Source organism: Streptomyces sp. NPDC055099 (assembly GCF_053607685.1).
On record NZ_JBSGUA010000010.1, the window covers coordinates 222,738 to 242,070 of the forward strand.

Sequence of the window (19,333 nt, forward strand, 5' to 3'; positions counted from 1 at the left end):
CACACACCCCCGCCCGCCCGGCCGGCACCGCGCCGCGGTGCCGACCGGGCGAGGGGTCGGTCAGTGGGCTTCGAGCGGGCCGAGGAGCCATGACCCGGCCGAATGCGGGTCGTCGTCGAAGTAGAACTCCCGGATGGCCTCGAGGAGTTCCTCCCGTTCGATCGCGCCGTCCGTGTCGTAGTCGAGGCGTCCGAAGACCTCGCGCGCGTCCGCCTCCGGCAGGTTCATCAGGGCCCCGCTCCAGCGCACCTGCTCGTCACGGGTCAGTTTGCCGTCGCCGTCCGCGTCCGCGATGTCCATGATCGCGTCGAGGAACGGCACGTACCCGTCGTCGAAGGACTCGGGAGTCTCCAGGAGCCCGGCCGTGAACGCGGACTTGTACTCCGCCTCGCTGATGCGGCCGTCCTTGTCCACGTCGGCGACCAGCGCGAGGTGCTCCCACAGCCCCAGGGAAAGCTCGCGCAGCCGCGACAGCGGCTTGGAGTCGGGGCCGTGGCCGAAGGCTTCGCCGAGCCGGGCCACGGACCTCTCGAAGTCCGCGCGCTCGATGAACCCGTCGCCGTCGTCGTCGTACGTCGCGAACCTCCGGGACAGCTTGCGGTCCAGGAACGCGGATGCCTTCACCATGGATCCTCCCCTGAGAGACGTCCCCGCCTTTGGAGACGGCCCCACCTTTCTAACGGAGCCGGCCGGGTCCGCCCAGGGAGCGCGGGGCTCCTTCCAGGACGTTCCCGGCCGGCCTCGGTGAGGTCAGGGGACGAGGCCTCAGCGGCGCTCGCGCACCTTCACCACCTTCAGCTTCGGGTCCCGCATGATGTCCTTCTCGCAGAACCGCGACGTCACCCAGCGCTCATCGGCGTACAGCCGCGTCTGATCGCGGTAGTGCGGCGAGTTCGGGTTGGACGACTGCGAGTAGGTGAGCAGCGTGCGTGCCTTCGGGCAGTGGCTCTTGTCCCAGCCGACCGCCTGGATATGGCTCGAACCGTGTGCCACCTCGGTGTAGCCGCCGCCCTTCGCGTCCCACACCGGCTCGACCTTGTTCCACACGCCGATCGACTCCGTGCCGCCATGGATGGGCAGCCGCTCCCCGCCGCGTACGACGAACTGGTTCCTGGCCAGCGGCGCGTCGAGCGCGATGCCCGCCCCGCGCAGCTCGGACACCGCGTCGGCCAGCGCGGTCGCGAAGCCCGGCGCGGCCGTGTCGAGGGTGTTCGGCGTACGCACCGGGTCGGCGGCGGAGAACGGCACCTTCCACAGCTGCGCGTTCGGCACGGCGGCGACCAGCTTGCGCCAGAACCGGTCGAAGAGCAGGGCACCCCTGCTGTCCGTGTCCATGTCGTGGTCCCACGCCTTGAGGGCGGCGCAGGCCCTGCGCACGTCAACAGCCTTGCCGTCGCTGCCCGTTGCCTTGCCGCCCGGCAGCGCCGCGCACGCACGCGCCGCGTCGTCGGCGGCCAGGTCGCCCGCGGGGGCACGGTTCGCGAACTGCTGCTTCTGCAGGTCCTCGACCGTCAGGCCGCCCTGCTTCGCCATCGCGGCGACATCCTCGACGGCGCCGCGCGTGCGCATGGAGCGCTGCGTGCCGATCGTCCCGAAGACCCGCTCGTAGCCCGTGATCGGCCGGTCGGCGTTGGTCAGCCAGGCGCTGTCGTTGGAGTTCTCCGCGTACGGCGCGTCCTTGAGGGTGGGCATCTTCGACGGGCCGAAGATGCCGGGCTGCACGGCGTCCTTGTCCGAACCGATCGCGCAGTCACCCCGCGAACCGTCCAGCACGGCCACGCCCGACGCCGGATACGTCACCTTGCCCAGGTCCGTGGAGCAGCGCTCGGCCAGGTCGTCGGTGATGCGGGGCAGCACCTGCGACTGGCTCAGCAGCGAGTGGCCCTTGCGGTCCGCCGCGATGGTGTTGACCCAGGGCAGGCCCTGCGTGTCCCGCAGCGCCTTCAGCACGCCGTCGGTGGAGCGGGCCTTGCCGAAGCCGAGGTTGGTGTCGGTGCCGCGCAGGTTCACGGCGTTGGGGTCGTTCAGGGCGTACGCCGTCTTCGCCGACCAGGGCAGCGGAAGCTGTGCGCCGAGGCCGGTGGTGACCGGGCCGTACCGGGTCCACCACTGAGTGCGGGTCACGGGGCTGCCGTTCTTGACCGGCACCTCGACCGTCCGCTTCGTCATCTTCTCCGGCTTGCCGTCCACCAGGTAGGTGGTCGGGTCGGCGGGGTCCAGCGTGAGCTGATGCAGATTGAGGGTCACGCCGGTCGCCACCGTGTGGCTCCACGCCACATCACCGTTGAAACCGATGTTGATGACGCTCGTGCCGAGCAGCGAACCGCCCGAGACGTTCAGCTCGCCGGGGATGGTCTGCTGCGACTGCCAGAAACGCCGGCCGCCCTGCCAGGGGTAGTGCGGATTGCCGAGCAGCAGCCCCTTGCCGTTCGCGGTGGTCTTCCCGCTGAACGCGACGGCGTTGGAGCCCATCACGGCGTCCTCGGCCGAGAAGAGATCACGCGCGGCCTTCGCCGTGCGCTCGGGATCGGCCTCGCGGTCCGGGGCGTCGGCGCCCGGCGGCTGCGCGGCGGTGATGCCGTCGATGCCGCGCCCCTGACCGCCGAGCACCTGGACGGCGAAGCCCTGCCGGGCCACGTCAAGGGCGGTGATCGGGCGCAGCCACTTGGCGCCCGCGCAGGCGGGGTCGGTGACGCGGTTCTGCTTCAGCCAGGCGTTGTAGCCCGCCGCGAAGCCGCTCATCAGCTTCTTCGACGTGGCGCTCGGGCCCGCCGGGGCGGGCTGCTCGAGGAGCTTCTCCACCGTGCGCGTGTCCCGCACACCGCCGAAGTAGAGGTCGCTGGCGAGGTTCGTGGTCGCCGAGGACAGCGAGCCGTCCGGCTTGCCGTCGGCGCCGAAGTGGCGTGACCGTTCCCCGCGCACGGTCACATACCCCTCGGCGAGGGTGCACACCTGGTCGGCGGCCTGCGCCCAGCCGGTGCCGAAGCCGAGGTTCTCGTAATCCTTGGCGAGGATGTGCGGGATGCCGTACTGGGTGTAGCGCAGGGTGGCGGACAGGCCGCCGCCGGACGGGCGGACGTCACGGTCCTCCGCCGCGCCCGCGGTGGCGGCGGAGGACGGCAGGAAGGCCGCGGCGGTCAACAGGCTGATGCCCAGGGCCGTGAGGCGTCTGGTGCGGGTACGCACACGCATGGTGCCTCCCAACAGAGGTGAGGGAAGGGGCGGTTGAGCGTACCAAGCGGTATGTCCCTTGATCGAGTAGTGCGACGGGCCGGGTTCGCACCTCGTACGAGTCGGGTTCGCACTCCGTCTCTGGAGCCCTGGCAGCGCTTCACCCTGGACGGGCGTCGCCCTGGGCGTGCTGCTCACCGTCGCCATGGGGGCGAGGCTGTTCCAGGTCGATACCAACATGGACCGCATTGACGCCCTGGCGCAGCGCCTGGACACAACGAAGTCCGAGACCAGACGGGGTGCGTTCTGTCCGCTCTACCAGCTGCCTTTCCAGTCGAAGTCCCAGGCGGGCCGCAAGCGTTCGACGATCCCGAGGCTTACGACTATGCGTGCAGGTCAGCGAGGACGGTTATGCGGCGCTGCGCTGCGACGAGTTCGGACGGCTAGAAGTAGCCGTTCAAGCAGAGTGAGAAGGGATACCTCATGCACCCACGCAGGCGCACTCTGTGAAGTGATCTCAGAAGCGCCCCCTCTTCCTTCGGGACGAAGAGGTCGTGGGTTAAAATCCCGCCACCCCGACAGCTGAAACACCAGGTCAAGCCCGGTTTCCAGAAATGGAAACCGGGCTTGACTCGTTGTCTGGGGCCGCTTGGGGAGTGAGCGGGGAGTGGATCTCGGCAGTGAGTCTCGATATGCCGGAGCGCAGGCAGATGTGCCAGGGCACTCTCCGCCTTGATTCGAATGGGTTTCTGGCCGGGAGGTTCATGTATCGAGGCGTCAAGGACTCAGAGGCCGAACCGCGGCCAGGCCCAAAGGGCCCATCAGGTGAGCGGGGACGCCGCCCCTCATGCCTCACACGCCGCTGCCACAGGATTCGCCACAGGCCGGCACACGTCCGTGGCATTTTCGGCCACTAACCGACGGCGCCCGTATGCGCCGCGTAACCTCACGGGCATGGGGGCATCAGCATCCGGTGCAGGTCAGGACGCCGACGAGGAGGCGCGGCGGCGGCTGAACGCGTACACGTACCTCAGCGCGCCCGAGCGGCTGGAGCACGTCGCGATCATGCGGGTCTTCTGCGGAACGCTGCTGGCGGATCTCGCCGTCCCGGACATCATGGCGAAACTGCGCCAGACCGGTGCTTCCGCCGCAGGACTCGACGCCGACACCCTCACAGTCCGACTGGAGCAGCTGGTCCAGTGGGGAAACCTGCTCCGCAGCAGCCACACGGTGAACGCGTCCAGCATCAGCGAGTACCAGCGTTCCCGCTCGCGCTACCAGCTGTCGAAACTGGGCGAACGTATCCAGCGGGACGCCGACGGGGTCCTGGCCGAAGCCGACGCCGCCCGCGAGGTGAGCAACGAACTGCTGGCACTGGTCGAGCGCGGACTACGGGAGCTGGCCGACCTCGTGACCGCGCCGGGCGGCGTCGAGCCACAGAACGGACTGGAGCGGATCAGCACGCTGTTCGTACAGTTCACCGAGTTTGCGGATTCCATACGCGACTTCTACGCCTACCTCGGCCAGGTGCTGTCCCGCTATGACCTGGACAGCGCCGAGTACCAGGGCTTCAAGGAGCTGCTCCTGGACTACGTCGAGGCGATCACGGAGGACGTGGCGTTCCGCGCGCCTCGGATTTCGGCGGCATTGGACACCCTGTGGCCGCACATTCCGGCTCTGCTGAACCGACTGGACTCCCACGCCCAGGGGCTCACCGGGCTCTCGGCGCAGGCACAGGGAGAAAGCCGCCCGGACGTCCGGATCCAGCGCAGCCGGGGCCGCGAATTCGCGGACTGGGAGGGCCTGCGCGGCTGGTTCAGCAACACCGACGGTCAGGGCAGCCAGGTCGACCAGCTACGCGATGCCACCCTGCGTGCGTTGCAGTCGCTGCTCGCCAACGCCAAGCGGATGCTGCGGTCGGCCACCGGGGAGATGTCCCGGCGCAAGGATCTGCTTCGGCTGGCCCGCTGGTTCGACGAAGCGGCGCCGCGGGACGCACACGACATAGCCGTCGCCGCCTTCGGGCTGTACGGCGCCCGCCATCTGGGCATACCTCCGGCCACCGACGAGGTGGTGCCCGCCTACACAAGCTGGTGGACCGGTCCGGTGGTCGAGGTGCCGGTTGCCCTGCGTGAAAGAGGCAGCCGGGCCCAGCGGGGCCGGGCCTCAGCGGTGGAGGACCACTCCGCGCAAAAGCATTTGCTGAGGGAGGCAGCCCGTCAGCGGGCGGCGGCCAGAGCAGCGGCAGCCGACGAACTGCGCAGCGCGTCCGGCCGGTTCGCCGAGGTACGCCTCACGTCAGCAGCGCTCGGCCTGCTCCTGGAGCTGCTGGCCACAGCGCTCGGAAACGCACAACTCAGCAGGCCCGTCAGCGCGGACGGGGAGATGACGGCGGGGTTCGACCTCGACTCGGCCAGCAGTGAAGACGCCGAACTGCGTATCCGCCTCACCGTGCGCCGGACGGCGGGCACGCAAACAGTGCTGTACTCGGCCGACGGCGACCTATTGCTCGACGATCTGGAGCTGGACATCGGTCGCCTCTCCGCCGCGGTCGACGGCGAAGCGGAGGCGAGCGTGTCATGACCCTCCCCTCGACTCACGACGTAGCCCTGGCAGCCGAGCGCCGCACCGCAGCCCGGCTGCTGCTCGCCCACCCGCTGATCGCGTCGGACGGCCCCCACGCCGACCTCTTCCCGCTGATCCGCAGGCACGCCGACTGGCTGGGCAAACGGTTCCAGCAAGTGCTCGGCTACCGCCTGCTGGTCGACAGCTCCTACGCCCGGCTGTTCAAGGCGGGGCTGGGGGCGGGCTCGGGTCATCGGCTGGAGCGCTCCACCGGCACCCCGTTCACCCCACACACGTACGCCTGCCTCGCGCTGGCCCTGTCCGTGCTGGTGACCGCGCCCGAGCAGATGCTGCTGTCACACCTGGTCGCCGATATCAGGGCTGCCGCAGCCGACGCCGGGATCGAGCTGGAGGAAACGGGCCGAGCGGCCGGGAAGCGCACCCTGGTCGCGGCTCTGCGCCAGCTCGTCGACTGGGGCGTGCTCATCGAGACCGAGGGCCATGTGGCCGCGCTTGCACAGGAGGCGGGCGGAGAAGCCCTGATCACGATAGACCGGGAGCTGGCACGCGTGGTCGTCGCCGGCCCGCTCTCCCAGGCACGGGACGGCGCCGACCTGGTCCGGCGGGCAGCGGACCCGGGCTTCGGCGGACCACGCACCTACGTGCGCCGGATGCTCGTCGAGACACCCGTCGTCCACCTCGACGAGCTGACGAACGCCGAGCGCGACTGGCTGCGCACCCGGCAGCGCCGGGAAGCCCAGGCTTTCTCCGAACTCCTGGGCCTGGAGATGGAGATCCGTGCCGAGGGCGTGGCGCTGGTGGACCCCGAGGAGGAGCTCACGGATCTGCACCTGCCGGGCACCGGGACCGTCGCACAGGCCGCGCTGCTGCTGACGGAACGGCTCGTGGAACGGCTTCGGCCGCAGGAACCGGGGCATCCGGCGACCGGCGGCACGCTCGTCATCGGGATGGCCGTCCCTGACGGCCTGGTGGACGAGGTGCTGGCCGGGCTGGTCACCGAGTACGGGCAGCGCAGCAACTGGCAACGCGGCTACCTGGAGGACCTTCCCTCCCTGCGAGAGGCCGTACTGGACCTGCTGGTCCGCATGCGGCTGATGGCCCGCGCGGGCCGGCTGCGCGCCGAGGGCGAAGGACTGCCGGACGGTTACGTCGAAGAGGCGTCGGAAGGCCGCACAGTGACCGATGTCCATGGTGCACGGCCCGGCGGCGACGGCTGGGTGCTGCTGGCAGCAGCGGCCCGCTACGCCACCCGAGTCACGGTGCGCCCGGCCACCGCAGCCGGCAAAGACACAAACGTTCAAGAGGAGTTGCCGCTATGACCACCGACGCGCGTGGCCTCGTTCCGCTGCCGCGTTCCAGCGCTGCGACACCCACCGGCCCTGCGACGACCGCCAGCACCCGCTTCCGGCTGCACCGGGCGGGCATCCAGAACGTCTGGCAGTACGACGAGCAGGAGTTCTCCTTCGGCGACGGACGGCTGCTGCTGCGCGGCAAGAACGGCGCGGGCAAGTCCAAGGCCCTGGAGATGCTGCTTCCATACCTTTTGGACGGCGACTCCCGGGCATTGGACGCGACCGGCACCGGCCGCACCACACTCGCCTGGCTGATGCTGGACGGGTTCGAGCAGACCAACCGTCTCGGGTACCTGTGGGTGGAGCTCCGGGGCACTGCCGACGACGGCGGTCACCGCCACCTGACGCTCGGTGCCGCCATCCGCGCCTCGAAGTCGACGCAGAAGGCGCTGCCGACGTTCTTCGTCACCCCGCTGCGTATCGGTGAGGACCTGCACCTGGTCGAGGCCGGTAAGCCGCTGCCGGTCGACCGGCTCAAGGAGATCGTCGGCTCCGACAACACGACCGACCGTGCGGTTCAGCACCGCTCGCGCGTGGCCCGGGAACTGTTCGGCATCACCGACGCGACGCGCTACCGCAACCTCACCCAGCTCCTCCACCGGCTGCGGCGCCCGACGGTCGGCGACCGCATCGAACACGGGGGCCTGGTCTCCCTGCTGAGCGAGACCCTGCCGGGGCTCGACGAGGACGTGGTCGAGAAGGTGGCACGCAACCTCCACGACCTCGACGCCGTACGGGACGAACTCGGCCGCCTGGAACGCACCGACGCGGCCTTGCGCACGTTCCTCACCAGTTACCGCGGCTACCTGGCCGGAGTTCTGCGCACCTCTGCCCAGAGAGTGAGCCACGAGCTGGGCGTCCTCGCTCAGCGGCGCCGGGCGGCCGGAGACGCCGCACAGCGGACGAGCGACCTGAGGACGCAGGAGGAGGAGTCGGAGTGCCGACTGGAGACCCTGCGCGACGAGGAACAGAACGCCCGGACCGACCTGGCCGCCCTGCACGCCAGTCACGCCTACCGCAGCCTGCGCGAACTGTCGGAGCGCCGCGGCACGGTGGAGGCGCTGCACACCGCCGCCACTGCCGCGTTCACCACCCTGAGCAACGCCCACGACGCGGAGGAGGGCTCGGCGGACCGGCTGGCCGAAGGTGTCGAACGCCTCGGAAGCCGACTGGCCGAGCTGGGAACCGAACACCGGGAGCTGCTATCGCAGGCGGAGAAGGCCGGGCTTCCCACCGGCCATCTCGGCGAGGCGGTGGCTCTGCCACGCACGGTTCTCGCCCAGGCCACCGAGACCGAGCTGACGACTCCGGAAGGGGAGACGCGCACCGTACGGCACCGGTCGGTGGCCCGCGTGGACACGGTCACGGCACAGGGAGGGCTGCGGTCCTGGCAGAACCAGTTGGAGGACGCCGAGGCGGTCGCCAGAAACCGGGCCCGGATGGTTCAGGAGGTGACCCGCCTCATCTCACGGGCGGACGAGGCCCGGGTCGGGGCGGCTCAGGCCGATGCCGAGCGGGAACGGCTGGAGGGCGAGGCGGAAGAGGCCGCCGGCCATGTCGAGGGCAGCCGTGAGAAGGTCACTGAGGAGAGCGGCGCCTACTCCCGCCAAGTCGCCGAGTGGGCGGGGCGCACTCAGACTGCGCTGGGTCCCGACTGCCCGTCCCTGGACGCCGTCCACACCACCGTCGGCCACGAAGTCTCTACCGACGCGCCGTTCGCGGACCGCACGCTGCCGCCCGACATCGACGGCCAGGCGTGGCGAACCGCTCAGGCCGCGCTCGAACCGTACGGCGAGGAACTCACCGGACGCCGGGACGCCCTGGCACTTGGCGTCAACCGGCTCGGCGAGGCACTCGACCACCTGGCGGAGCAGAAGCGGGACTGGGAACAACGTACCGACCCCGAGCCGCCGGCCCCGCACCATCGTGCCGCCGCGAGGACGCCGGGCAGTGGAGCCCCCTTCTATCGGCTCGTGGACTTTGTGGACGACCTGGCTCCGGCCGACCGAGCCGGGCTGGAAGGGGCGCTGGAGGCGAGTGGAATCCTGGACGCGTGGGTGAGTGCGGGCGGCGTCCTTCTCGATCCGCGCACCCGGGACACCCTTCTCCAGCCGGGTCCTGTGCTGTCCGACGGGCCGACTCTCGCCTCAGCCTTGCGCCCAGCCCCTGAACCGGGTTGCGGCGTCACCTCCGAGCAGGTGCGGGGTCTCCTGGCCACCATCGCACTCGCATCGGCTCAGGAGACCACCGCGCACAACGCGGTTTTCTACGACGGAAGTTGGCGTCTGGGCGTACTCAACGGTCGTCATGACAAGGGCGACACCGAGTATGTGGGGGCCGCCGTACGCGCCGAGACTCGGCGACGCATCCTCGCCGAGTTGGAGGAGCGGATCGCGCAGACGGAACAGCGGCTGGCCGATGTCCGCGAGGAACTCGCCGCAGCGGATGCCATGCGTCGGGCTCTCACGCTTGCGGAACGGGACTTCCCCAGGGCACGGAATCTCGCGGACGCCTGGAGCAGGACCGAATCAGCCGAGCGGACCCTGCGCGACCTGACCGCCAAGGCAACCCGGGCGGCACGGCTGGCCGAGGAGACACGCGCTCTCGCGGTATCGGCGCGGACCGAGGCGGAGGCCACCGCGACCACCCACGACCTGCCCGGCGACCCGGCCGCCCTGGACCGTGTGCGTACCGCACTTGCCGGTCTGCTCAGCGGCGTCGGGCATCTGCGCAGGGCAGTCAGCGGCACGGGCGAGCGGCTCGGTACGAACCAGGCCGATGCCGACCGGTACGGACGCGCCCAAGAGGATCGCCTGGCGGCGGACGAGAGCTACCGGCTCCACCTCGCCGGGCTGCGCACCGCTGAACAGGACCTGCGCACCCGCGAGGAGGCCATCGGATCGTCCGAGGAGGAGATCCTCTCCCGCGAGCAGGAGGCCAAGCAGCGCATCGCGAACGCCGTCCGCAGCCTGCCCGGGGCGCAACGAGCCCGCGACGACCTCCACGACCTGCGCGTGCGCGCGGAAGAGGACGAGAAACGCCTGCGCGGGACCCTGGCGGACCAGGAGGCGGCCGTCATCGAGACCGGCAGCACTCTGCGCGGTGCCCTCAGCCGACCCGAGGTGGTGCTCGGCGCCGGTCTCGATCGTTCCTCGCTACCCGAGTACATGTCGGACGATCCGAGCGTGGACGTCCGCAGCCGTCTGCGCGCGCTACGGGCTCTCGCCGAGGCCGTAGAACAGGCCCTCGGCCGCCCGAAGGGCGAGGTGTCGGACAGTACCCTCCTCAACCGTCACACCGATCTGCGCGACCAACTGGCCGGCGGATTCGACGCGCAGATGGAGGAGCGCGACGGGATCAAGGTGTGCCGCCTGGTCGACGACCACGGTTCCCATGACGTCGCGGCCGTGGGCGAGCGGATCGCTGTCCAGGCGGCGGAGGCCCGGGGACGGCTCACCGAGCGCGAACGTGAGGTCTTCCAGCGGTTCCTGACCGGTGAGCTCGGCGACCACCTCTCGGCACAGGTCATCACCGCGGCGAACCTGGTCGCAGCTCTCAACGACACCCTGCGGACCGTGCGCACCTCCCACGGCCTCGGCGTCGAGCTGCTGTGGAAGCTGGACGAGGACGTGGACGCGGATGTGCGCGCGGCCGTCGAGTTGCTGCGCAGTCCGTCGAGCCTCAGGACGCGCGAGGAGACCGAGCAACTCCGCGAAGTCCTGCAACGCCGGATCGAGGACGCCCGACTCGCCGACCCGTCAGCCGGTTACGCCGCCCATCTGCGGGCCGCGCTGGACTACCGCGACTGGTTCCGTTTCCACACCTTCGTGGTCGAGGACGCGGCCCCAGGCCGCCGTCGGAAACTGACCGGCCGGACAGGTCTCAGCCAGGGCGAACAACGCGTGCTCTCCTACCTCGTGCTCTTCGCCGCAGCAGCCGCCCACTTCACCAGCCTCGCCGAGTCGGCACCGCATGCGCCACGCCTGATTCTCCTGGATGACGCCTTCGCCAAGGTCGACGAACCCACCCATGGCCGACTGGGCCGTATCCTCGTCGACCTCGATCTCGACTTCGTCCTCACCAGCGAGCGGCTCATGGGCAACTGGCCCGAGGTTCCGTCCCTGCACATCTATGAGTGCCTCCGTGACCCTCATGTCCGAGGCGTGGCCACCCTGCACTACACCTGGAACGGTCGGCACCGACGTCTGGTGTCCGTATGAGCGGGCTGCCCGCCGCAACGCGCGACTGGCTGACGGGACCTGGACTCACCCGGCTCTGGAAGGGGGTACGTAAACGCCTGGAGAGCAACGGCGTTCAGGCCACGGGTTCGCTCCGGCTGACCGCGATGAACGCCCAGGAACGCAACGACCTGTCTCTCCTGCTGGGCAAACCTCTCACAGGTGCCGCCGTGACCATACGGCTCGACGTGCTCGACGCACGGCTACGCGCCTCGGCCGCCGGAGTCGGCCTCAGACAGACCCTGGAGGAACTCGGCCCGCCACTCACCGACCGCCGTGCCGCCCGCGCGGACGTGGCAGCACGACGAGAGCAGGTGTGGTCGTCCCTTGCTTCGTCACTGGATGCCTCCCCACTCGCCAACCAGGAATGGCCCCGACAGTGGTACGACCTGCTGCGTCGTGCCGGTGTTCCGAGAGGAGTGACGCCCGAAGCGGCGATATGGACACTCCAGCAGGCGATCCAAGTCCTCACTGCTCTCCTCGGACCCGAGGGACCTGAACGCAACGGCACACGCGGCCGAGGAGAACTCGCCGCCATGACGACCGGCTCCGCGCACGGCCTGGACGACGGCACCTGGCTCGCACGCCTCGTCCAACGCGGGGTCGCCCTCGCCCATGGCACCGAGTTCCCCGACGACGCGGCCGGCCGACGCGCTCTGTGGCGGCTGGTGTCCGTCACGCCGGACGAGGTCTCCAGCACGGTGCTCACCTATGGGCTGCGGCCCGACGGCGAAGGCTGGCGGGAGCGTGCTCTGCGGGAGCGAGCCGACCATCACGCCGAGGTTCACGTCACACCCCGCGACCTGCATGACCTCCGGCTGCAGCTCCCCGCCGCAACGCTCATCCACATCTGTGAGAATCCGCGCGTGGTGGAAGCCGCGGCGGACGCGGCCTGCGTCCAGCCCATCGTGTGCACCTCCGGCAGCGCCGCCACAGTGGTCATTACGCTTCTCGACGCCCTCGCCGCCACGGGTTGCCGCTTCGCCTACCACGGCGACTTCGACTGGCCCGGGATCGCTCTCGCCAACCGGGTCATCCGCCGCTACGAAGCCCGACCGTGGCGCATGGGCACCGCGGACTACGAGCACCTGGCCGCTCGCAGCCAGGCTGAGGGCACCCCTCAACTGGCACTCGACGGCCAGCCGGTCGACGCGGACTGGGACTCGGATCTCGCCCCTGCCATGACCGCCCTCGGCGTCGCGCTCCATGAGGAGGCCACTCTCGACCTCTTGGTGGCCGACCTGTCACGCCAGGCGTAGAGACGACGGCACCATGCCGGGCCCCGGGAGCCGACCTGTTCCGAAGCACCCCCCGGCCTGGGCGGGTTTCCGACTCGGACACTGCCCCGGAGTCGGAAGCGGCAGCAGAGCTAGCGCCATGCCGTCCCCCGGAGCCCTGTGACGGCGGCGTGCCTCCGCCCTGGCGCCAGGGCGGAGTAGAGAACGGCCGCGGCGGAGGTGCTCGCGATGACCTGATCGGAAGGCGGATTCAAGGCGATCAGAGCTGCGGGCGTGCCGACGATGGTGGTGAAGGCGCGGAGATCGGCCGTGCGCTGACGCGTCGACATCTTTCTCACGTAGCGATTTTTTTGCGGCTGGAGTATTAGTCCCGCAGCCGCAGTTCGAGCGCTTCGCGACACGTGCGTCGCGATCAACTCATGGGCCTTGTGTATTGCCGCATCTCGTGTTTGGGCATACCGGAGCTTCAGCGCGTGCCGGTCATCATCACCCTGGCTGGGTTCGCGACTGGCTCGGTGATGAGTTCGACATTCACGACCCTGTCGTCGTCATCGAAGTTGAGCCGGACTACGGGCTCGTGGTCCTCGGCAGTGTGCGCTCCGACGTGGCAGTGCGCCGACCGCGTGATCGGCCGTGAGGCAGGCATCGATTTCGAAGAGCGCCTATTTCATCTCGACCGGGACATTGCCCAGAAAGACCGGGCGATCGGTGCAGTGATGGCCGCAGCGGCACAGGACGACGACAATCCGGAAGAGGCCATCCGTATCGCGACGAAGGCGCTCAGGGACCAGCGCACCGAACTGGCCGCTCAGCGAGAGCAGGTCGCCGCATGGCGTGGCGAGAGTCTCGCTGCACGGGGACGGGCCGATGAGCTCCAGCGCCTGGCCGACACGGCTGCGAAGCGTCTGGCGATGAATCTCGATGACATGGCCGAGATCGTCGGCATGATGAACATCAAGATCACGCTTCTCGAACCGGTACCCGACGCGGCGCGGACCTGCCCGGTGACCAACTGGTTCAGGGAGAAGGGGCTAGACGTCCCCGTCGTCAGCGATGAGGGGTGGGCGCGGGTCGAGCCGACCATCAGAGCGCGGCACCGCGCGGACCGCCGACTACCACAGCGCCGCATCCTTGAGGCCCTGCTGCACAAGGCCCGCCATGAGGCGTCGTGGCCCGCGCTCGCAGAGTTGACCAACCCCCAGGGCTTGCGGGCCGCCTGGGGCCGATGGCTGGCGTCAGGCGCGTGGGCCGAGGCGGTTGCCCTGCTGGGTAACGAGGGGGCGCAGCCCCCACCGGCCCGGCTGCCGCGCATGCAGATGAAGGCCGAGCTCATCGACGGACTCATCCTCAGCACAGAAAGGAGCTCGATCACATGCGATCCAAGGGCGCGATGATGACCGCGGGCGCCCCGTGCTCTTCGTGGAGGCGCGGATCGTGGACGAGCGCGGCCTTGAGGTGCCCGACGGGACGCAGGGTGAAGTCGTCTACCACTCGCCGCAGTTGTGCGAGGGCTACTGGGACAAGCCGGAGGAGACCAAGGAGGCGTTCCGTGACGGGTGGTTCCACTCCGGGGACCTGGCGGTGCGGGACGAGGACGGGTATTTCACCGTCGTCGACCGGGTGAAGGACGTCATCAACTCCGGCGGTGTCCTCGTCGCCTCCCGCCAGGTCGAGGACGCGCTCTACACCCACGAAGGCGTGGCGGAGACGGCCGTGATCGGGCTGCCGGACGAGCGCTGGATCGAGGCGGTCACCGCGGTCGTCGTACGCAAGGGCGAGGTCACCGAGGCGGAACTCATCGAGCACGCGCGTGAGAAGCTCGCCCACTTCAAGGCGCCCAAACGGGTCCTGTTCGTGGACGAGCTGCCGCGCAACGCGAGCGGGAAGATCCTCAAGCGGGAGCTGCGGGACCGGTTCAGCGCGTCGTGACCGCCGCGGACCTCGCGGCTACTTGTCGCGCAGGTCCACGATCCGCTTGAACTTCCCCACCGACCGCTCGATGGTCTCCGGATCGACGATCTCGACCTTCACCGAGACCCCGATGCCGTCCTTCACGGCCGACGCGATCTCCCGGGCCGCCGCCTCGCGCCGCTCGGGAGTCGTGTCCGCGCGGGACTCGGCCCGGACCGTCAGCGCGTCCATGCGGCCCTCGCGGGTCAGGCGCAGCTGGAAGTGCGGGGCGACGCCCGGGGTCCGCAGGACGATCTCCTCCACCTGCGTGGGGAAGAGGTTCACCCCGCGCAGGATCACCATGTCGTCCGAGCGGCCCGTGATCTTCTCCATCCGGCGGAAGACCCGTGCGGTGCCGGGCAGGAGCCGGGTCAGATCACGGGTGCGGTAGCGGATGACGGGCATGGCCTCCTTGGTGAGGGAGGTGAAGACCAGCTCGCCGCGCTCGCCGTCCGGCAGCACCTCGCCGGTGATCGGGTCCACCACCTCCGGATAGAAGTGGTCCTCCCAGATGTGCAGGCCGTCCTTGGTCTCCACGCACTCCTGCGCGACGCCGGGGCCGATGACCTCCGAGAGCCCGTATATGTCGACGGCGTCGATCGCGAACCGCTCCTCGATCTCGGCGCGCATCTCCTCCGTCCACGGCTCGGCGCCGAAGATGCCGACCTTCAGGGACGTGGTGCGCGGGTCGACGCCCTGGCGCTCGAACTCCTCCAGGAGCGTGAGCATGTAGGAGGGCGTGACCATGATGATCTCGGGGCGGAAGTCCTGGATCAGCTGGACCTGGCGCGCCGTCATGCCGCCGGACGCGGGGATCACCGTGCAGCCGAGGCGCTCGGCTCCGTAGTGCGCGCCGAGTCCGCCGGTGAACAGGCCGTATCCGTACGCCACATGGACCTTGTGGCCGGGGCGGCCGCCCGCCGCGCGGATCGAGCGGGCGACGACGTCCGCCCACATCGTCAGGTCCTGCTCGGTGTAGCCGACGACGGTGGGCCGGCCCGTGGTGCCGCTGGACGCGTGCAGGCGCCGCACCTCGGACTGCTCGACCGCGAACATCCCGAAGGGGTAGTTGTCCCGCAGGTCGGTCTTGGCCGTGAAGGGGAAGCGGGACAGGTCGGCGAGCGTGCGGCAGTCGTCGGGGCGCAGGCCCGCCTTGTCGAACGCCGCCCGGTAGAAGGGCACGTTCTCGTACGCGTGCAGCAAGGTGTCCTGGAGGCGCTCCAGCTGCAGCGCCTCGAGCTCCTCGCGCCCGAGGCGCTCCGCCGCGTCCAGCATGGCCGTCATATGCGGTTTCTCCCGTCCCAAACGGGCGACCGATCATTCGGTCGTCGATCTTCCGTCAAGGTCAGTAATCCAGCCACGGAGGCGGCCGTCAAGAGATCGCGCAGGGCGGCCTTGAGCTGCGGCGCGATGGCCTCGCGGCATTGTCCGGGTGCGGCGTGGGATGTGATGATCGCCCCCATGCCGACATCCAGGGGAATCGCCGTGCGTCCCGTCTCGTCCGTGAGGCGTCTGCTTGCTGCCGGGGCCGTGACGGTGGCGCTGCTCGCCGGTAGCGGGGGCGGGGTGGCGGTCGCCGCTTCCCCGGCGCAGCAGTCTGCCGTGTCGTCGTACGCCCGGCTGCACTCGCTGGTCGATCTCGCCGCGCAGCGCCTGGCCACCGCGGATCTCGTCGCCGCCGCGAAGTACGGGACGGGCAGCCCCGTCGACGACCCGGCCCGCGAGAAGCAGGTGCTCGACGACGTCGCGCGGCAGGCGCGGGATCTCGGCGCCGATCGCGAGGCGACGGTGCGGATCTTCCGGGATCAGATCGAGGCCAACAAGGTGGTGCAGCGGGAGTTGCACCGGCGGTGGGACGCGGACCCGGCGCAGGCGCCGGAGGAGCGGCCTGATCTCGCGGAGGTGCGCAAGGAGATCAACCGGGTGAACGGGGAGTTGGTGCGGGGGATCGCCGCGTCTCCGGATGCCCGGACGGCGCCGTCCTGCCGGGGGCTCGTGGTGGCGGCGGGCGTACGGGTGCGGGGTGAGCGGCAGCTCGATGCGCTGCACGCCGTGGCTCTGGGACGGGCGCTTCCGTCCGTCTGCTCAGCCTGACGCCTTCGCGGCCACCGCCTTCGCCCAGCGGTAGTCCGCCTTGCCGCTCGGGGAGCGCTGGACTTCGTCGGTGAAGACCACGGCGCGGGGGATCTTGTAGCCGGCGAGGTGGGTGCGGCAGTGGGTCTGGAGGGCTTCGAGGTCCAACGGGGGTGCCCCGTCGCGTAGTTGGACGACCGCGGCCACGCGGTTGCCCCAGCGCTCGTCGGGGACCCCGGCGACCAGCGCGTCGTACACGTCCGGATGGGACTTGAGCGCCTGCTCGACCTCCTCTGGATACACCTTCTCGCCACCGGTGTTGATGCACTGCGAGCCCCGGCCGAGGACGGTGACGATGCCCTCCTCGTCGACCGTGGCCATGTCACCGAGCAGCACCCAGCGCTCCCCGTCCTTCTGGAAGAACGTCTCGGCGGTCTTGACCGGGTCGTTGTAGTAGCCGAGCGGTACATGGCCGCGCTGGGCCAGGCGGCCCACCACGCCCACCGGCACCGGCTCGTGGGTGGCCAGATCCACCACCTGCGTACGTTCGTTGACCTCCAGTCGGAAGCCCTTCTCCGGGCCGGAGTCGTCCGTTGCCTTGCCGTTGGAGCCGGACTCGGAGGACCCGAAGTTGTTCAGGAGCAGGACGTTCGGGGCCAGTTCCTGGAACTGGGCGCGCACGGTCTCCGACATGATCGCCCCGGAGGACGACACGCTGAAGAGCGACGACAGGTCCGTGTCCTTGAGCGGCCCGTGCAGGGCGTCGATGAGCGGCCTGAGCATCGCGTCGCCCACCAGCGACACACTGGAGACCTTCTCCCGCTCGATCGTGCGGAGCAACTCCTCGGGGACGTACTTGCGGTGAATGGCCACCCGCTGGCCGTAGTTGAAGGCGATGAACGACGTCAGCGTCGAGGTGCCGTGCATCAGCGGGGGAGCGGGGAAGAACGTGATGCCGGGGCCGCCCGCCGCGACGCGCTCCGCCAGCTCCTCGGGCCGCTTCACCGGCTCGCCCGCGGGCTCCCCGCCGAAGAGCCCGGCGAAGAACAGGTCCTCCTGGCGCCACATGACGCCCTTGGGCATGCCGGTGGTGCCGCCGGTGTAGATGATGAACAGGTCGTCCGCCGAGCGCGGACCGAAGCCGCGCTCCGGCGAACCCGCCGCCTCCGCCTCGGTGAAGGCCACCACGTCGAGCGCGGGCGCGTCGTCCGGCGGGGTCCCCACCCGCACCAGATGCCGCAGCTTCTCCGTGCGCGGCAACGCGGCCGCGACCCGCTCGGTGAACTCCGCGTCGAAGACGAGCGCGGCGAGGTCGGCGTCGCGGTAGAGGTAGATCAACTCCTCTTCCACGTATCGGTAGTTCACGTTGACGGGGACGAGGCGGGCCTTGAGGCAGGCGAGGACGGTCTGGAGGTACTCGACGCCGTTGTAGAGGTGCAGCCCCAGATGCTCGCCGGGCTTCAGGCCGCTGTCGATCAGGTGGTGTGCGATGCGGTTGGCGGCCCGGTCGAGCTCGGCGTACGTCAGCCTGCGTTCCTCCCCGGTGCCGGGGTGATCGATGTACACGAGCGCCTCGCGGTCGGGGACCACGTCGACGACCGACTCGAACAGGTCGGCAAGGTTGTACTCCACCGCTCCTCCTGACCCCGGCGCCATCTCTTCTTCTCTTCTGGTCTTCTCTTCTGGCGGTCATCAGAGCAGAGGTGCCCACAAGTGTGAAGGGTCCCCGTCCAAGAAATCTGACTGCCTGTCAGAAAACTATTGAACTGGCTCCCCGCCTACTGCAACCTGTTCCAGGTCCGAAGCCGACAGCAGGCGAAGAGGGAGCACGGCCATGGGTGGGACGGAACATCTCGCTGTGCAGCGCGAAGGCGCCACACTGATACTCACGCTCAACCGGCCGGAGGCGAAGAACGCGCTCTCGCTGCCGATGCTGGTGGGCCTCTACGACGGATGGGTGGCCGCCGACGAGGACGACGACATCCGTTCCGTGGTGCTCACCGGAGCGGGCGGCGCGTTCTGCGCCGGCATGGACCTCAAGGCCCTCGCGGGCAAGGGCATGGACGGTGAGCGGTACCGGGACCGTATGAAGGCCGACCCCGACCTGCACTGGAAGGCGATGCTGCGCCACCACCGCCCCCGCAAGCCCGTCATCGCCGCGGTCGAGGGGTACTGCGTCGCGGGCGGCACGGAGATCCTCCAGGGCACCGACATCCGCGTCGCGGGTGAGTCCGCGACGTTCGGGCTCTTCGAGGTGAAGCGCGGCCTGTTCCCCATCGGCGGCTCGACCGTGCGACTGCCGCGGCAGATTCCCCGTACGCATGCCCTGGAGATGCTGCTGACGGGGCGGCCCTACACGGCCGACGAGGCCGCGTCCATCGGCCTCATCGGACAGGTCGTCCCGGACGGCACCGCCCTGGAGAAGGCCCTCGCCATCGCCGAGCAGATCAACGCGTGCGGGCCGCTCGCCGTCGAGGCGGTCAAGGCGTCCGTGTACGAGGCCGCGGAGATGTCCGAGGCGGACGGGCTCGCGGCGGAGTTGAAGCGGGGGTGGCCGATCTTTGATACCGCCGATGCGAAGGAGGGCTCCAGAGCCTTTGCCGAGAAACGGCCCCCGGTGTTTCGGCGCGCCTAGGTCGATTGCCACCTGCGGGCCGGTGGGGGCTGGTCGCGCAGTTCCCCGCGCCCCTGACGGGCGCCTCCGTGCCGCGCCCCTGACGGGGCG

12 protein-coding genes and 1 pseudogene are annotated in these 19,333 nt (G+C 69.8%); 8 read left to right on the forward strand and 5 right to left on the reverse strand.

Annotation, left to right across the window (positions count from 1 at the left end; translation table 11 throughout):
• Positions 1-60 precede the first annotated feature (60 nt).
• Both ACWFRU_RS24855 and ACWFRU_RS24860 read right to left on the reverse strand, forming a co-directional pair.
• On the reverse strand, positions 61-627 hold the full coding sequence (locus tag ACWFRU_RS24855) for an EF-hand domain-containing protein (RefSeq protein ID WP_453690367.1): 567 nt from the start codon (positions 625-627) through the stop codon (positions 61-63).
• Positions 628-765: 138 nt separating this feature from the next.
• A complete protein-coding gene (locus tag ACWFRU_RS24860; RefSeq protein ID WP_453690368.1) occupies positions 766-3,192 on the reverse strand; it encodes a penicillin acylase family protein in 2,427 nt (808 codons plus the stop codon).
• Positions 3,193-4,125: 933 nt separating this feature from the next.
• Between ACWFRU_RS24860 and ACWFRU_RS24865 the strand changes: the two genes are divergently transcribed.
• From ACWFRU_RS24865 to ACWFRU_RS24880, 4 genes are read left to right on the forward strand one after another with little or no spacing between them, the layout of a single operon-like run.
• Positions 4,126-5,754 (forward strand): TIGR02677 family protein, encoded by a 1,629-nt coding sequence (locus ACWFRU_RS24865; RefSeq protein WP_453690369.1) that lies wholly within the window; start codon positions 4,126-4,128, stop codon positions 5,752-5,754.
• A complete protein-coding gene (locus ACWFRU_RS24870) occupies positions 5,751-7,076 on the forward strand; it encodes a TIGR02678 family protein (RefSeq protein ID WP_453690370.1) in 1,326 nt (441 codons plus the stop codon). The genes ACWFRU_RS24865 and ACWFRU_RS24870 overlap by 4 nt, the downstream gene beginning before the upstream one ends.
• Positions 7,073-11,329, forward strand: coding sequence for a TIGR02680 family protein (locus tag ACWFRU_RS24875; protein ID WP_453690371.1), 4,257 nt, complete (start codon positions 7,073-7,075; stop codon positions 11,327-11,329). Before ACWFRU_RS24870 ends, ACWFRU_RS24875 begins: the two co-directional genes overlap by 4 nt.
• Positions 11,326-12,606 (forward strand): TIGR02679 family protein, encoded by a 1,281-nt coding sequence (locus ACWFRU_RS24880; RefSeq protein ID WP_453690372.1) that lies wholly within the window; start codon positions 11,326-11,328, stop codon positions 12,604-12,606. Before ACWFRU_RS24875 ends, ACWFRU_RS24880 begins: the two co-directional genes overlap by 4 nt.
• 110 nt (positions 12,607-12,716) lie before the next feature.
• Here ACWFRU_RS24880 and ACWFRU_RS24885 read toward each other — a convergent pair whose 3' ends face one another.
• Entirely contained in the window at positions 12,717-12,914 is a 198-nt protein-coding gene (locus ACWFRU_RS24885; RefSeq protein ID WP_453690373.1) for a hypothetical protein, read from the reverse strand.
• 144 nt (positions 12,915-13,058) lie between these two features.
• On the opposite strand from ACWFRU_RS24885, the gene ACWFRU_RS24890 reads away from it, so the two are divergent.
• Positions 13,059-13,979, forward strand: coding sequence for a hypothetical protein (locus ACWFRU_RS24890; protein WP_453690374.1), 921 nt, complete (start codon positions 13,059-13,061; stop codon positions 13,977-13,979).
• Positions 13,966-14,514: pseudogene (locus ACWFRU_RS24895) on the forward strand (AMP-binding enzyme); the annotation flags it as partial. The gene ACWFRU_RS24890 and the pseudogene ACWFRU_RS24895, both read left to right, overlap by 14 nt.
• A gap of 18 nt (positions 14,515-14,532) precedes the next feature.
• Here ACWFRU_RS24895 and paaK read toward each other — a convergent pair.
• Positions 14,533-15,819 carry a phenylacetate--CoA ligase PaaK gene (gene paaK / locus ACWFRU_RS24900; protein ID WP_453690375.1) on the reverse strand — a complete coding sequence of 429 codons (1,287 nt, stop codon included), beginning with the start codon at positions 15,817-15,819 and terminating at the stop codon, positions 14,533-14,535.
• A 177-nt stretch (positions 15,820-15,996) separates the two neighbouring features.
• Between paaK and ACWFRU_RS24905 the strand changes: the two genes are divergently transcribed.
• Positions 15,997-16,629 (forward strand): chorismate mutase, encoded by a 633-nt coding sequence (locus ACWFRU_RS24905; RefSeq protein WP_453690376.1) that lies wholly within the window; start codon positions 15,997-15,999, stop codon positions 16,627-16,629.
• On the opposite strand, the gene ACWFRU_RS24910 is transcribed toward ACWFRU_RS24905, so the two are convergent.
• Positions 16,621-18,240 carry an acyl-CoA synthetase gene (locus ACWFRU_RS24910; RefSeq protein WP_453690377.1) on the reverse strand — a complete coding sequence of 540 codons (1,620 nt, stop codon included), beginning with the start codon at positions 18,238-18,240 and terminating at the stop codon, positions 16,621-16,623. The genes ACWFRU_RS24905 and ACWFRU_RS24910 overlap by 9 nt on opposite strands.
• A 202-nt stretch (positions 18,241-18,442) precedes the next feature.
• Here ACWFRU_RS24910 and ACWFRU_RS24915 point away from each other — a divergent pair, with 202 nt between their 5' ends.
• Positions 18,443-19,243, forward strand: a complete 801-nt coding sequence (locus ACWFRU_RS24915; RefSeq protein ID WP_453690378.1) for a crotonase/enoyl-CoA hydratase family protein — start codon at positions 18,443-18,445, stop codon at positions 19,241-19,243.
• Positions 19,244-19,333 lie beyond the last annotated feature (90 nt).

Bases quoted from the DNA above. Each gene is read 5' to 3' on its own strand.
- ACWFRU_RS24855 (WP_453690367.1), bottom strand. From the start codon at position 627: ATGGTGAAGGCATCCGCGTTCCTGGACCGCAAGCTGTCCCGGAGGTTC.
- ACWFRU_RS24860 (WP_453690368.1), bottom strand. From the start codon at position 3,192: ATGCGTGTGCGTACCCGCACCAGACGCCTCACGGCCCTGGGCATCAGC.
- ACWFRU_RS24865 (WP_453690369.1), top strand. From the start codon at position 4,126: ATGGGGGCATCAGCATCCGGTGCAGGTCAGGACGCCGACGAGGAGGCG.
- ACWFRU_RS24870 (WP_453690370.1), top strand. From the start codon at position 5,751: ATGACCCTCCCCTCGACTCACGACGTAGCCCTGGCAGCCGAGCGCCGC.
- ACWFRU_RS24875 (WP_453690371.1), top strand. From the start codon at position 7,073: ATGACCACCGACGCGCGTGGCCTCGTTCCGCTGCCGCGTTCCAGCGCT.
- ACWFRU_RS24880 (WP_453690372.1), top strand. From the start codon at position 11,326: ATGAGCGGGCTGCCCGCCGCAACGCGCGACTGGCTGACGGGACCTGGA.
- ACWFRU_RS24885 (WP_453690373.1), bottom strand. From the start codon at position 12,914: ATGTCGACGCGTCAGCGCACGGCCGATCTCCGCGCCTTCACCACCATC.
- paaK (WP_453690375.1), bottom strand. From the start codon at position 15,819: ATGACGGCCATGCTGGACGCGGCGGAGCGCCTCGGGCGCGAGGAGCTC.
- ACWFRU_RS24905 (WP_453690376.1), top strand. From the start codon at position 15,997: ATGCCGACATCCAGGGGAATCGCCGTGCGTCCCGTCTCGTCCGTGAGG.
- ACWFRU_RS24915 (WP_453690378.1), top strand. From the start codon at position 18,443: ATGGGTGGGACGGAACATCTCGCTGTGCAGCGCGAAGGCGCCACACTG.